Here is a 13,707-nt window from a genome sequence, read left to right as displayed (position 1 = left end):
GTCAATCGGCAGCAAATTCCTTCAAGGCATCGCCGGACAACCGGTAGCGCGTCCATTCGTCCATAGCCTCGGCACCGATGCCCTTGTAGACGCGGATGGCCGGCTCGTTCCAATCCAGAACGCTCCATTCGAAACGGCCACACCCTTTTTCGACGGCAATCGCCGCGAGCCGCTTCAGCAAGGCTTTCCCCGCGCCCGAGCCACGGGCATCCGGCGTGACATACAGGTCTTCCAGATACAGACCGTTTTTCGCAAGCCACGTGGAATAACTCAGGAACCAGATCGCAAAACCGATGGGCTGTCCGTCTTTTTCGCAGATCAGCCCGGACGAAACCGAGCCATTACCGAACAGCGAGGTGGTGATGCTCTCCACAGTCGCTTCAACCTCGTGTTCAGCCTTCTCATAGATCGCCAGTTCGCGAATGAAACGAAGGATAACCTCGGCATCACCCGCCACGGCCTCACGAATTACGAATGTCACGCACATCTCCACCATGAATGGCCCGGAAACCAAAACGCGGTGCTCGAAGCACCGCGTTTGAAAAAATCTCCATGAAGGCAGCTTTTACTGGAAGGGGTTCCACCAGCTCTTGCCGGAACCTGCAACCGCCGCTTCCTTCTTGCGGCGCTTTTCCTTCTTCTGCTCCGGCTCGCCCAGATCGGTCAGCTGTTCCTGCGGAACGCTGCGATACTCGGTCGGCGGATCGGTCAGGAACTTCCGCTGCGAATTGATGACGGTGCCGCCCTGGGCATCGGCCTTTGCCTTGCGGAAGGCTTCCCACTTCTGGCTCTCGGTCATCTGGCCTGCGGTACCGTTGCCAGCCAGAAGCGGCGAACGATAGTGCGGGTTATCCTTGTTGGCGTCGGCCTCTTCACGCAGACGTTCGCGTGTTTCTTCCGGCGATTCAACCCATTGCGGGTTGGTTTCGCGGCTTGCCATGTTCTGCTGCGGCTCGGCCAGCTGTTCGGCACGCGCCTGCGCGGGAACCACAAGACCCGGACGCGGATTATACTTCAGATTGCGCTTGGACTGGTCGCCGGTGATGGAGGTGGCGCTGCCAAGGTCATCGACAAGCTGTTCGGCGGCGGTCTTGCCGGTTCCGTAAGTCGGACTGGTGCACGAGCCGAGCAAAATGCCCACAGCCGTGATGCCCGCAACCGTTCGAACCATGCCAAAACCCTGCCCGTTACCCTGCAACGTCTTCATCGAAACCCTTCCAGCCGTCCGTCCCGTTTCGCCAGACCACTTGTCAATCAGCACGCGGCAGCCCGCATTGCCGCGAAAATCCGGCCATTTTCAGGCAGATGTACCGGATGAAGAGGCAAAGCGCAATTCATCCGGCCATTTTCCTCACGCGAGAGCGGCAAGCTCACGCAGCGCCTCGGCATCGCGCGCCGAGACATCGGGATATTGCGGGTCAGAACCAACGTCGGTGGTGATGCGCCAGGAACGGGCACATTTGCGACCTTCCGCCAGCTTCTGTTCGACTGCAACCTTCTGCACTTCCGGCAAACGGAAGGCATCGGCCGGACCTTCGCCGGCAACCACAGAGATGGCCGAGGTGATGCAGATTTCCGCAAAATCCTCGCCTTCTAGCGCCGCCATGAGATCGGCGTCGGCGATGTGAACCACGGGGGCTGCTTCCAGCGACGAACCGATGCGCTTTTCACGACGCTCGATTTCCAACGCGCCGGTAACAGCGGTACGGACCTTGCGGATCTTTTCCCACTTCGCTTCCAGCGCATCGTTCTTCCATTCCGCCGGGATGCCGGGGAACTGCACGAGATGCACAGATTCGGCATCCGGATAACGCGAAAGCCATGCCTCGTCCGTGGTGAAGGGCAGCATCGGCGCAAGCCACGTCACCAGGCAATCGAACAGCTTGGCGATGACCGACAGCGCGGCACGGCGCTTCAGCGAAGACGGCGCATCGCAGTAAAGCGTGTCCTTGCGGATATCGAAATAGAAGGCCGAAAGCTCCACATTCGAGAAATCGATCAGCGCGCGGGCGATCTTCTTGAACTCGAACGCGTCGTACCCGTCACGCACGACCTGATCCAGTTCGGAGAGGCGATGCAGCACCAGCTTCTCCAGATCCGGCAGGTCGGCATAGGCGACTTCCTCACCTTCATAATGGGCAAGCGTTCCCAGCATCCACCGGATGGTGTTGCGCAGCTTGCGATAGGAGTCCACGTTGGTCTGAATGATGGCCTTGCCGAGACGCTGATCTTCCCAGTAATCCGTGGTCATGACCCACAGACGCAGGATATCCGCGCCGGATTCCTTCATAACATCCTGCGGGGCAACCACGTTGCCGAGCGACTTGGATTGCTTGCGGCCCTGTTCATCCATGGTGAAGCCGTGGGTGACAACGGCATTGTAAGGCGCACGGCCACGCGTCGCGCAGCTTTCCAGCAGCGACGAGTGGAACCAGCCGCGATGCTGGTCGGAGCCTTCCAGATAGACATCCGCCGGCCATTTGAGGTCGGGGCGGTCTTCCAGCGTGAATGTGTGGGTGGAGCCGCTATCAAACCAGACGTCGAGAATGTCCATGACCTGCACCCACTTGGCGTGGTCATGATCCTTGCCCAGGAAACGCTCCTTGGCGCCTTCCGCGAACCAGGCATCGGCGCCTTCCACCTCGAAGGCATCGATGATGCGCTGGTTGACGGCGTCGTCGACCAGTACCTCACCCTTCTCGTCTGCAAACACGGCAATCGGCACACCCCAGGCGCGCTGGCGCGACAGAACCCAGTCTGGACGGCCTTCGATCATGGCGCGCAGGCGGTTCTGGCCGGAGGCCGGAACGAAACGCGTCTGGTCGATGGCAGCGAGCGAACGCGAGCGCAGCGTGGTGCCGTCGCCCAGTTCCTTGTCCATGTAGACGAACCATTGCGGCGTGTTGCGGAAGATGACCGGCTTCTTCGAACGCCAGCTGTGCGGATAGCTGTGCTTCATGCGGCCGCGGGCAAACAGGTTGCCTGCCGCGATCAGCGCCTTGATGACGCGTTCGTTGGCATCGCCCTTCTTGCCGTTGTCATCCATGACGCGAGCCGCACCACCTTCGGCAGACGGGCCGAAACCGGGCGCGTCTTCGGTGTAGAAACCGTCATCGCCGACCGGGAACGGGATCTTGGACGAGATGCCGCGAGCCTCGATTTCACGAGCATTCGAGGTCCACGCATCAAAGTCTTCGCGGCCGTGGCTCGGCGCTGTGTGCACGAAGCCCGTACCGGCGTCATCGGTGACATGATCGCCATCCAGCAGCGGAACCTTGAAATCGTAACCGAGCGAAGCCAACGGATGCGCACAGGTGACGGCGGCCAGTTCATCCGCTGAGACAGGACGAACCAGCTTGAATGTCAACTTTGCTTTTTTGGCAGCTTCATCCGCAAGTTTCGTTGCGAAGATCAGCTTTTCGCCGGGCTGCGGACCAAAGTCGTTTTCGGCGCTCTCGACCTCATAAAGGCCGTAAGGGAAGCGTGACGAGAACGCGATGGCGCGGTTGCCGGGGATCGTCCAGGGCGTCGTCGTCCAGATGACGACGAAATCACCCTTGAGATCGGCAGTGCCCTCCACGATCGGGAACTTCACCCAGATCATGTCGCTTTCGACATCGGCATATTCAACTTCGGCTTCCGCAAGCGCCGTGCGCTCGACGACCGACCACATGACCGGCTTCGAGCCACGATACAGCTGTCCAGACTTCGCGATCTTCAGCAGTTCGCCAGCGATACGGGCTTCCGCGTGAAAATTCATGGTCGTGTAGGGATTTTCGAAATCGCCTTCGATGCCGAGCCGCTTGAACTCTTCCGCCTGAACCTTGATCCAGCCAGCCGCAAACTCACGGCATTCCTTGCGGAATTCGTTGATTGGAACTTCGTTTTTGTCCTTGCCCTTGGCGCGGTAGGCTTCCTCGATCTTCCATTCGATCGGCAGGCCGTGGCAATCCCAGCCTGGGACATAGTTCGAGTCATAACCGCGCATCTGGAACGAGCGGGTGATGACGTCTTTCAGGATCTTGTTCAGCGCGTGGCCGATGTGGATGTTGCCGTTGGCATAGGGAGGGCCGTCATGCAGCACGAATTTTTCGCGGCCGGCGGCAGAGGCGCGCAGCCTCTTGTAGAGGCCCATTTCCTGCCAGCGCTTGACGGTTTCCGGCTCTTTCTGCGGAAGGCCAGCACGCATCGGAAAATCCGTCTGCGGCAGGTAAAGCGTTGAGGAGTAATCGATTTTTTCTGCGGTGTCGTTCATGATCGTACCATTGTCGCGGCGCCCCCGAAGGACCGCGCCGTCTTAATTGCAAAGAGGGCAAAACGGAGGGCGCTTTAAGAAAACGCCAAAATCCCGGACCTTCCGGCTCTCAGAGCGGGCGGAAGGCCGGGCCAATAATTCGGGATATGAACGTCGACCGATATTGGTGCATGACCGGTTGTTTAAGACCTTTCCGGGCAAAAAGGAAGTTTTTTGTATGCCGTTCCGTCTTTGTATCAGAGAGGTAGGGTACCCAGCACATCAGAAGGATATTCTGGCGTCCAGTTCGCTGAGCGGCCGGATACCGGCCAGCAGCGCCCTTGCCTCTTCCTCGTCACGCCTGATCTGGGCGACCAGCGGCTCCAGACCGTCGAACTTCAGTTCGTCGCGCAGGTGGCCGAAGAAGGACACCGAACAGATTTCGCCATAGAGATCGCCGGAGAAATCGAAGACGTAGGTTTCGAGAAGGGCCGCGCCGTTGTCGGTCACCGTCGGGCGATAGCCGAAACTCGCCACGCCGTCGTAAAGCGTCCCATCGGCGCGGCGGAAGCGAACGGCGTAGATGCCCGCCTTGAGTTCGGTTTCCGGCGGCAGAGCCATGTTCGCGGTGGGAAACCCGAGCGTGCGGCCAAGCTTTTGCCCGCCGATCACTTCGGCCTCGACCGTAAAGCGATAGCCCAAAAGACCGGCCGCGGCGGCCACGTCGCCTTCGCACAAAAGATCGCGGATGCGGCTCGACGAGACGACATCGGCCCCCTCGTCGCGAAAGGCATCCACCAGCGTCACATCGAAACCGTTGCGTTTCCCGGCTTCCATCAGGAAAGCAGGACCGCCTTCACGGCCCTTGCCGAAGTGGAAGTCGAAACCGGTGACAACGGCGCTCGCGCCCAACCAGTCCACGAGGATAGACTTGACGAATTCGTCGGCGGACCTTTGCGAAAATTCGCGGTCGAAAGGATATTCGATAACGGACTGGAAACCGATGGCTTCCAGAAGCCGCGCTTTCAGAGGCGCCGGAGACAAACGGAAGACGGGCATGTCAGGCCGGAAGACGGAACGAGGATGCGGCTCGAACGTCAGCACGAGAGCCGGAACCCCGCGCGCGTCCGCCAGTTCAAGTGCCCGATCCAGCACGGCCCGGTGACCACGGTGAACGCCATCGAAGTTACCAATAGCGATGACGCCGCCACGAAGATTTTCGGGCAACGGCTCTTTCTTCTCGTTGCGATGAAAGACGGTCATGACAGCCTGCCTATTTCTTCTCACATCAGACGTTCTTCAGCCAAGACGCGGCATCCACCAGCCGGGTGCCGCGCCCTGACCTTTCAGATAGGCGTTCAGAAGCGCCTCGTCCGTCTGGCCATTCAGCGTATATTCCGCGGCATGGATACCGCCGCTGATATAGAGCAGTTGCAGACCGTTCGAAATCGCGCCCTTCACGTCCGTCGGCATGCCGTCGCCGATGGCCAGCACTCGGGATTTGTCGAAATCGCCGCGCACTTCTTTTGCGGCAGCGAGGCAGGCTTCATAAATCGGCGTATGCGGTTTGCCAGCGATGCGGACCTCGCCACCGAGCTGCTCGTAATAGGCCGCCATGGCACCGGCGCAGGGAATGATGCGCTCGCCGCGTTCCACCACCAGATCGGGGTTGGCGCAGATCATCGGCACCTTGCGGGCGATGAAGCCTTTCAGCATGTCGGTGCAATCTTCCGGCGTTTCCGTCTCGTCATCGAAGAAGCCGGTGCACACGACCGCCTGGGCTTCCGCCTCGTCGACCCGCTCGACAGCCAGACCATCCAGCAGCGGCAGGTCACGCTCGGGACCGAGCAGGAAGACCTTTTTCGGACCTTCCGCGATCAGGCCACGGGTGACGTCGCCGGAGGTGATGATCCGGTCATAGGCTTCGTCAGGAACGCCGAGCGCGCGCAGCTGCGTGATGACGCCAGGCGCCGGACGCGGGGAGTTGGTAATCAGCACCACCGTCTTGCCCGCCTTGCGAGCCTCATGCAGTGCAATCGCCGCATCGGGAAACACCGCGACGCCGTTGTGCAGCACGCCCCAGACATCGGAGAGAACGACATCGAACTCCGCCGTGATTTCGCCGAGGGTTGCAATGCGATGGGCCATGATGCGCTTTCCGGATGCTGAATGAGACAGGGCTGACATCGCAAAGCCGGGCAGCGATGGCAAGAAAAAAAGACAGGCCACCCGAACAAGCCAAAGCCTTGCGCCGCGATGCCCGCCTCTCTTCAGGATGCGGAAATTTCTGTCATGAAGCGCTGATAACCATAAGGCGCGAAATTTTTACGGCAGGCCATCCTTGACTCCCAGTGACGGCCTCCTTATCTCGGTCTCGCTGGCACTCCAGCAAGGCGAGTGCTAACAACCATCATGTGCGCCCAAAACGCACCAAGTCATTTGATCGAGGGATTAGACAATGACAAGCACCAATTTCCGCCCGCTGCACGACCGCGTTGTCGTTCGTCGCGTTGAGTCCGAAGAAAAGACCAAGGGTGGCATCATCATTCCCGATACCGCCAAGGAAAAGCCGCAGGAAGGCGAAATCGTCGCCGTCGGTTCTGGCGCACGTGACGAGTCCGGCAAGGTCGTCGCTCTCGACGTCAAGGCTGGCGACCGCGTTCTGTTCGGCAAGTGGTCCGGCACCGAAGTCAAGCTCAATGGCGAAGACCTTCTGATCATGAAGGAATCCGACATCATGGGCATCATCGGCTGATTTTCGCCGAACCCGTCGTTCCTTAAAAATTTCAAGCCGGACATTGTTCCGGCCATTCGAAACCAGGAGTTTTGAAAATGGCAGCTAAAGAAGTAAAATTCGGCCGCAGCGCACGCGAAAAGATGCTCAAGGGCGTCGACATCCTCGCTGACGCAGTGAAGGTCACGCTCGGCCCGAAGGGTCGTAACGTCGTTATCGACAAGTCTTTCGGCGCTCCGCGCATCACCAAGGACGGCGTTTCCGTCGCCAAGGAAATCGAACTGGAAGACAAGTTCGAGAACATGGGCGCACAGCTCGTTCGCGAAGTCGCTTCCAAGACCAACGACATCGCCGGTGACGGCACCACCACCGCGACCGTTCTGGCACAGGCCATCGTTCGCGAAGGTGCAAAGGCAGTTGCTGCCGGCATGAACCCGATGGACCTGAAGCGCGGTATCGACCTCGCTGTCGCAGAAGTCGTCAAGGACCTGCAGGCAAAGGCGAAGAAGATCAACACGTCCGAAGAAGTTGCACAGGTCGGCACGATCTCTGCAAACGGCGAGCGTCAGATCGGTCTCGACATTGCTGAAGCAATGCAGAAGGTTGGCAACGAAGGCGTCATCACCGTCGAAGAAGCCAAGACCGCTGAAACCGAACTCGAAGTCGTTGAAGGCATGCAGTTCGACCGCGGTTACCTGTCGCCTTACTTCGTGACCAACCCGGAAAAGATGATTGCGGACCTCGAAGACGCATACATCCTTCTTCACGAAAAGAAGCTTTCGAACCTCCAGGCCATGCTGCCGGTTCTCGAAGCTGTCGTTCAGACCGGCAAGCCGCTCGTCATCATCGCTGAAGACGTAGAAGGCGAAGCTCTTGCAACGCTCGTCGTCAACAAGCTGCGTGGCGGCCTCAAGATCGCTGCCGTAAAGGCTCCTGGCTTCGGCGACCGCCGCAAGGCCATGCTCGAAGACATCGCCATCCTGACCGGTGGTACGGTGATCTCCGAAGACCTCGGCATCAAGCTCGAAAACGTTACGCTGGACATGCTCGGCAAGTCCAAGAAGGTTTCGATCTCCAAGGAAAACACGACGATCGTTGACGGTGCAGGTCAGAAGTCCGACATCGAAGGCCGCGTTGCGCAGATCAAGGCCCAGATCGAAGAAACCTCTTCCGACTACGACCGCGAAAAGCTGCAGGAACGCCTTGCCAAGCTCGCTGGCGGCGTTGCCGTTATCCGCGTTGGCGGCTCGACGGAAGTTGAAGTCAAGGAAAAGAAGGACCGCATCGACGACGCTCTGAACGCGACGCGCGCTGCTGTTCAGGAAGGTATCGTACCGGGCGGCGGCGTTGCGCTGCTGCGTTCCTCCACGAAGATCACCGTAAAGGGTGCAAACGACGATCAGGAAGCCGGCGTCAACATCGTTCGCCGCGCTCTTCAGGCTCTGGTTCGCCAGATCGCTGAAAACGCTGGTGACGAAGCTTCCATCGTTGTTGGCAAGATCCTCGACAAGAACGAAGACAATTATGGCTACAACGCTCAGACGGGCGAGTACGGTGATCTGATCGCTCTCGGCATCGTCGACCCGGTCAAGGTTGTTCGCACGGCTCTGCAGAACGCAGCTTCGGTTGCTTCGCTGCTGATCACGACGGAAGCCATGATTGCAGAACTGCCCAAGAAAGACGCTCCGGCTATGCCTGGCGGCGGCATGGGCGGCATGGGCGGCATGGACTTCTAAGAAGTCCTGTCTCCAGACAGTCTCAAGGAAGGGTGGTCCTCGGACCACCCTTTTTTGTTGCCCACCCTGCACCAAAAACCCGGACCGCCCACGTCATTGCGGGATCAGGAACACACGACCGACCACGCCCACGATCTATATTGTTTACTTTTGGGACACGGATAACCTTGACGGGTCGCCTTTTGTTTTAAATGAAATAACTGCCCGCAATAATTGTCCGAATCACTACTGTCGTCATGGCACCGCTCATGCATTGCTGTCGCAAGCATTCACTTATTGATTCACTTTTGACAGTTTGCGGGAAACGTTGATGCAAAAATACATGATACTCTCATTTTTTCTCGATTAAGTTGTTGTCGCATACAAAAAAGAAACTATAAGTCAGCGCGCTTAAACCAACCGTAGAAAACGCCTCTGGAACCATGGGCGGACGTCCCTGGCAGGGCCTGGCGGATTGCGGATGCGGCGACATCGGGTTCAACCCAGCTGCACGGCCTGAGAGGTCAGCGGCTGTCATGGAATTCATGCGGGGAGCGAATTGTTCAAGATATCAAAACGCCATGATGCCCGTGATGCGTTTCCGGCCAATGAGCAGGAAACAGGTTTGACGCTTGCCAATTTTTTCATTTCGGAAGCATGGAGCAGCGATCTTTCAAGCGGCGTCATCACGCTGGGGGAACATGCCTGCTTCATGCATGGCCTGCCCGACGCCGAGTGCGGCCTGCTAACGCTGATCCGCTGTTACGACCGCCGCCACCACGGCAAGGTGCTGGAACTGTTCGAGCAGGCATCAACCGCGCCGTCGCGGTTCTGTTTTTCGACCAACCTGTCCACACCGGCAGCGTCGCAGCAGCCCGTCGTCTGCATGGGTGAATCATCCGGCTTCGATGATGGCCGGCATGGGCTGATCTCCGGTTTTTTCCTTTTTCCCCGTTTCGAGAACATGCGCTTCGCCGTGTAAGGTCGACCGTCGCCGGAAACACCTCACGCAGCGAGATATTGTTCACCAAACAAAGACAATTTGTCTTCCATTGTTCATCTTTCTGCCGACCGTGTTTTGAGTCATCTATATCGCCAGAAATTGTGTTGCAGCCATCGGCAAAGTGCCGCCCATCTACTGGAGATCATCATGTCCAACATCCAGAACGCCATCGTTCTCATCGCTCGCATATTGCTTTCGTTCATCTTCATCTATTCCGGCTTCGGAAAGCTCGTTGACCCTGCAGGCACCGCCGGCATGATCACAGGCGCCGGTCTTCCCGCCGCGACGCTGCTTGCCTATGCTGCGGGCCTCTTCGAACTCGTGACCGGTCTTGCCATTCTTGTTGGCTTCCAGACCAAGATCGCCGCGCTTGCGCTTGCCGTATTCTGCGTCTTCACCGCGCTCGTATTCCACAGCGGCACCGTCGCCGTTCCCGGCTGGCCTGAGCCTGCTCTCGGCTGGATCAATGCTCTCAACAGCATCATGCTGATGAAGAACATCACGCTTGCCGGCGCATATCTTCTGCTCGTGGCATTCGGCCCAGGCGCATACTCTGTCGACGCCAAGCGCGGCGCGGTCGTTTCCCACGCCTGATCGGTCCACAACCTCAAAGAAAAACCGCCGGAGCGATCCGGCGGTTTTTGTCGTTTCTATCGGAGGGATTTATGCACGCAAGGCATCCTGAACGCGTGTGACGATCTCCCGTACAGCAGGGTTGTCCTCATGTTCGGGCTTGCGAGCCCGGACAAAACAGGCTTCCGAGCGGACGATGATACCGTCCGAAAGGATTTTCAGGTGATTGGCCTTCAACGTCGAGCCGGTGGAGGTGATATCGACGATGATATCCGCCTGGCCCGCGGCAGGCGCACCTTCGGTCGCTCCAAGGCTTTCGACGATGCGATAGAGCTGAATGCCGTGCTGGCGTGAAAAAAACTGCTGCGTCAGCCGCCAGTACTTCGTGGCAATGGCCAGACGGCGGCCATGGCGGGCGCGGAACTCCGACGCCACGTCGCCGAGATCGGCCATGCTGTCCACATCGAGCCAGATTTCCGGTACGGCGACGACGACATCCGCGTGGCCGAAACCAAGGCGCGCACAGAATTCAACCTGCGCATCGGCATTGGTCAGCCCTTCGCGCACGAGGTCTTCCCCCGTTACGCCGAAGTCGACCGTTCCCGCACCGATCTCGCGGGCGATTTCGGACGCGGAGAGGTAGGCGATCTCGATATCGTCGCGGCCTTCGACGCGGCCACGGTAGGAGCGATCGTTACCGATTGCCGCGACTTTCAGCCCGGCACGCTCCAGAATAGCGGAGGCATCTTCTTTCATACGGCCCTTGGAGGGCAAAGCGATGGTAACAGTCATTGCTTGCCCCTTGCGGCTTCAATACGGTCCAGCCACAGCGAAAAGCCGACAGCCGGTATCTTTTCCTTCGCTCCGAGAAGCGTCAGCAGCCGGTCGAAGCGACCGCCACCCGCCAGAACGCTATCGCCACCTGCTTCCATCACCTCGAAAACCAGACCGGTGTAATAATCCAGCGGGCGTCCGAACGCAGCGCGATATGTCACCGTTTCCAGCGCCACACCCGCGTTCGCGAGAGCGGCTACGCGCTTGTCGAATGCAGACAATGCGCCATCCAGTTTCAGCTTCGCCTTTTCGGCAAATTCGGACAGAGTTTTCGAAGCCTCCGGCAATGGCGCCTGCAGTGACAGGAACTGCTTCAGAAGACCGAAGCTCTCATCCGGCAGTCGGGTCGCCGCAAGCGCGAGCTTCTCGCGCAGACGACGGGCGATTTCCTGCGGCGAGCGGCTGGCATTGGTGGAATAGCCGGTTTCCTGCATGACGCTGTCGATATAGTCGACCAGCACCTTTTCCTCACCTGTGGCGAGAAGTCCGGCGACGCGTGCATCCAGACCCGTCATCGGCTTGGGGCTGACAAGACTTTCAAGCAGCGCCTCAAGCTGCGCCATATCGCCGAAGGCCTGCACCAACCGCTTCTGCCAGCCGAGCGGCAGACCAAGCGCCGCCACCACGGCCTCAAAGACCTGCTGGTCGCCGAGCGTGACTGTCAGCGAACGGCCGGGCAAAAGACGCCTGAGAACAGCCGTGGCATCGCTGATGGCGCGGGCGTCGGATGCGGCTATATCGGGATCGCCAAGATCCTCGATGCCAGCCTGATAAAACTCGTTCGACCCCTCGCGGCGCTGGCGGAAGACCTCGCCCAGGTAGGAATAGCGCTTCGGCGTGCCGGTTGCGGTTTCGATGTGGCGAAGGCAGACGGGAATGGTGAATTCCGGCCGCAGACACAGGCTTTCACCGGTTTCACTTTCCGTCATGAAAATACGGCGGCGCAAATCCTCGCCCGCCATATCCAGAAAAGGCTCGGCCGGCTGAATGACCGGCGTGTTCACACGGCTGGTACGGCGCGCTGCGAATTCTTCCAGAAGCTCTCCGGTAAATTCCGGCATATCGATCAGGGGCATGGCTCAACCTGCCCGACGCCGGTCTTCGGCCTGCGCCTCAAGAATTTCCTTCACCTTCGCCACCAGTTCGGCTTCAGACACCGTAACCTGCGCCACGCGCGCTTCGCGCCAGGCGGCGTTATCCTCGATCTCGCCGGACAGACGCTTGCCTTCGATCAAATCCTTGATCTGCACGACGCCTTCGGCGCGCTCGTCACCGCCCTGAATGATGGCAATAGGCGAACCCAGACGGTCGGCGTATTTCAGCTGGTTGCCGAACTTCTTCCAGTTGCCCTGGTACATTTCGGCGCGAATGCCTTCGTTTCGCAGGGCCTGCGTGAAACGCTGGTAGCGGCCCATGCTTTCCACATCGCCATCCATGACGGTGATGAGGACCGGTGCGAGCGGCTTGGCCTGGCCGAGCTTGCCGAGGTTCTTCAGCGCCGTCATCAGGCGCGATACGCCGATGGAGAAGCCCGTGGCCGGAACCGGCTGCCCCATGAAACGCGACACGAGTCCATCGTAACGACCGCCGCCGCCAACCGAACCGAAGACGACCTTTTCACCCTTTTCGTTGGTGACATCGAAGGTCAGTTCCGCTTCGTAAACCGGGCCGGTGTAATATTCGAGGCCACGAACGACGGAAGGATCGATCTTGATGCGGGTTGCATCGTAACCGGCACCGGACACCAGAGAACCGATGACGTTCAGTTCAGCAACACCCTCCTCGCCCTTCGACGTATCGGCAACCAGCTTGGCGAGATCGTCGGCGCTCGCCGCATAGTCCTTGATACCGACGAAGAACAGAACCTTTTCGATCTGCTCGTCACCAAGCCCAGCACCCTTGGTAAAGTCACCGGATTCATCCTTACGGCCGGGGCCAAGCAAAAGCTTCACGCCTTCGGGGCCGAACTTGTCGAGCTTGTCGATGGCGCGCAGCACGTTGAGACGACGCGCGGCGTTTTCCTCTCCGCCAAGACCGATGGCTTCCATGACACCATCGAGAACTTTGCGGTTATTGACGCGGATGACGTAATCGCCGCGCTTGATGCCGAGCGCTTCCAGCGTGTCGGCCATCATCATGCACATTTCGGCATCTGCCTGCACACCGGCAGCGCCGACCGTATCGGCATCGAACTGCATGAACTGGCGGAAACGGCCGGGACCCGGCTTTTCGTTGCGGAACACGTAACCGGCGCGGTAGGTGCGGTACGGAAGCTGGATTTCGTTGAAGTTTTCCGCGACATGGCGGGCAAGCGGCGCGGTCAGATCGTAGCGCAGGCTCATCCACTGGTCGTCATCGTCCTGCAGCGAGAACACGCCTTCATTCGGGCGATCGCTGTCCGGCAGGAACTTGCCGAGCGCATCGGTATATTCAAACAGCGGCGTTTCCACGGGATCGAAACCGTAAAGCTCGTAGACCCTGCGGATCTTCTCGATCATCTCATTGGTGGCATGGATATCGGCAACCGAGCGATCCACGAAGCCGCGCGGCAGGCGGGCTTTCAGTTTCTGAGGCTTTTTTGCTTTTTCGCTCATAATGCCGGTCCGATATTTTT

Annotated in this window: 12 protein-coding genes; 4 read left to right on the top strand and 8 right to left on the bottom strand. The window is 59.1% G+C overall.

From position 1 onward, the window contains the following. Window position 1 precedes the first annotated feature (1 nt). The 5 genes from N7578_RS12215 to N7578_RS12195 all read right to left on the bottom strand — a co-directional run bounded on the left by N7578_RS12215 (window position 2) and on the right by N7578_RS12195 (window position 6,382). Entirely contained in the window at window positions 2–481 is a 480-nt protein-coding gene (locus tag N7578_RS12215) for a GNAT family N-acetyltransferase (protein ID WP_311110592.1), read from the bottom strand. Between the two features lie 84 nt (window positions 482–565). Further along, window positions 566–1,207, bottom strand: coding sequence for a hypothetical protein (locus N7578_RS12210; protein ID WP_311110591.1), 642 nt, complete (start codon window positions 1,205–1,207; stop codon window positions 566–568). 144 nt (window positions 1,208–1,351) lie between these two features. Further along, window positions 1,352–4,255, bottom strand: coding sequence for an isoleucine--tRNA ligase (gene ileS / locus N7578_RS12205; protein ID WP_311110590.1), 2,904 nt, complete (start codon window positions 4,253–4,255; stop codon window positions 1,352–1,354). 261 nt (window positions 4,256–4,516) lie between these two features. Next, window positions 4,517–5,497 (bottom strand): bifunctional riboflavin kinase/FAD synthetase, encoded by a 981-nt coding sequence (locus N7578_RS12200; RefSeq protein ID WP_311110589.1) that lies wholly within the window; start codon window positions 5,495–5,497, stop codon window positions 4,517–4,519. A 36-nt stretch (window positions 5,498–5,533) separates the two neighbouring features. Further along, window positions 5,534–6,382 (bottom strand): TIGR01459 family HAD-type hydrolase, encoded by an 849-nt coding sequence (locus N7578_RS12195; RefSeq protein WP_311110588.1) that lies wholly within the window; start codon window positions 6,380–6,382, stop codon window positions 5,534–5,536. A 310-nt stretch (window positions 6,383–6,692) separates the two neighbouring features. Between N7578_RS12195 and groES the strand changes: the two genes are divergently transcribed. From groES to N7578_RS12175, 4 genes are all read left to right on the top strand, one after another. After that, the gene (gene groES / locus N7578_RS12190; protein ID WP_138794654.1) at window positions 6,693–6,989 is read left to right on the top strand and encodes a co-chaperone GroES; all 297 of its coding nucleotides are present in this window, start codon (window positions 6,693–6,695) and stop codon (window positions 6,987–6,989) included. Between the two features lie 77 nt (window positions 6,990–7,066). Next, on the top strand, window positions 7,067–8,704 hold the full coding sequence (gene groL / locus N7578_RS12185; RefSeq protein WP_311110587.1) for a chaperonin GroEL: 1,638 nt from the start codon (window positions 7,067–7,069) through the stop codon (window positions 8,702–8,704). 538 nt (window positions 8,705–9,242) lie between these two features. Continuing rightward, window positions 9,243–9,665, top strand: coding sequence for a hypothetical protein (locus tag N7578_RS12180; protein WP_311110586.1), 423 nt, complete (start codon window positions 9,243–9,245; stop codon window positions 9,663–9,665). Between the two features lie 168 nt (window positions 9,666–9,833). Beyond that, window positions 9,834–10,280: a DoxX family protein gene (locus tag N7578_RS12175; protein WP_311110585.1), complete on the top strand. Its 447-nt coding sequence runs from the start codon at window positions 9,834–9,836 to the stop codon at window positions 10,278–10,280. A 69-nt stretch (window positions 10,281–10,349) separates the two neighbouring features. On the opposite strand, the gene hisG is transcribed toward N7578_RS12175, so the two are convergent. The 3 genes from hisG to hisS are packed head-to-tail and all read right to left on the bottom strand — an operon-like array spanning window position 10,350 to window position 13,687. After that, window positions 10,350–11,051: an ATP phosphoribosyltransferase gene (gene hisG, locus N7578_RS12170; RefSeq protein WP_311110584.1), complete on the bottom strand. Its 702-nt coding sequence runs from the start codon at window positions 11,049–11,051 to the stop codon at window positions 10,350–10,352. Further along, window positions 11,048–12,169 (bottom strand): ATP phosphoribosyltransferase regulatory subunit, encoded by a 1,122-nt coding sequence (locus N7578_RS12165; protein WP_311110583.1) that lies wholly within the window; start codon window positions 12,167–12,169, stop codon window positions 11,048–11,050. Before N7578_RS12165 ends, hisG begins: the two co-directional genes overlap by 4 nt. Window positions 12,170–12,172: 3 nt before the next feature. Next, window positions 12,173–13,687, bottom strand: coding sequence for a histidine--tRNA ligase (gene hisS, locus N7578_RS12160; RefSeq protein WP_311110582.1), 1,515 nt, complete (start codon window positions 13,685–13,687; stop codon window positions 12,173–12,175). Between the last annotated feature and the right edge of the window lie 20 nt (window positions 13,688–13,707).

The organism is Agrobacterium tumefaciens (assembly GCF_031801495.1).
GTDB classification, from domain to species: domain Bacteria; phylum Pseudomonadota; class Alphaproteobacteria; order Rhizobiales; family Rhizobiaceae; genus Agrobacterium; species Agrobacterium tumefaciens_K.
Note: the sequence above shows the minus strand (reverse complement) of the source record. Positions and strands in the feature narration are given on the sequence as shown.

Coding starts and splice junctions, on each gene's coding strand:
- hisS (WP_311110582.1), bottom strand. CDS start 13,687: ATGAGCGAAAAAGCAAAAAAGCCTCAGAAACTGAAAGCCCGCCTGCCG.
- N7578_RS12210 (WP_311110591.1), bottom strand. CDS start 1,207: ATGAAGACGTTGCAGGGTAACGGGCAGGGTTTTGGCATGGTTCGAACG.
- hisG (WP_311110584.1), bottom strand. CDS start 11,051: ATGACTGTTACCATCGCTTTGCCCTCCAAGGGCCGTATGAAAGAAGAT.
- groL (WP_311110587.1), top strand. CDS start 7,067: ATGGCAGCTAAAGAAGTAAAATTCGGCCGCAGCGCACGCGAAAAGATG.
- ileS (WP_311110590.1), bottom strand. CDS start 4,255: ATGAACGACACCGCAGAAAAAATCGATTACTCCTCAACGCTTTACCTG.
- N7578_RS12195 (WP_311110588.1), bottom strand. CDS start 6,382: ATGGCCCATCGCATTGCAACCCTCGGCGAAATCACGGCGGAGTTCGAT.
- N7578_RS12175 (WP_311110585.1), top strand. CDS start 9,834: ATGTCCAACATCCAGAACGCCATCGTTCTCATCGCTCGCATATTGCTT.
- groES (WP_138794654.1), top strand. CDS start 6,693: ATGACAAGCACCAATTTCCGCCCGCTGCACGACCGCGTTGTCGTTCGT.
- N7578_RS12165 (WP_311110583.1), bottom strand. CDS start 12,169: ATGCCCCTGATCGATATGCCGGAATTTACCGGAGAGCTTCTGGAAGAA.
- N7578_RS12200 (WP_311110589.1), bottom strand. CDS start 5,497: ATGACCGTCTTTCATCGCAACGAGAAGAAAGAGCCGTTGCCCGAAAAT.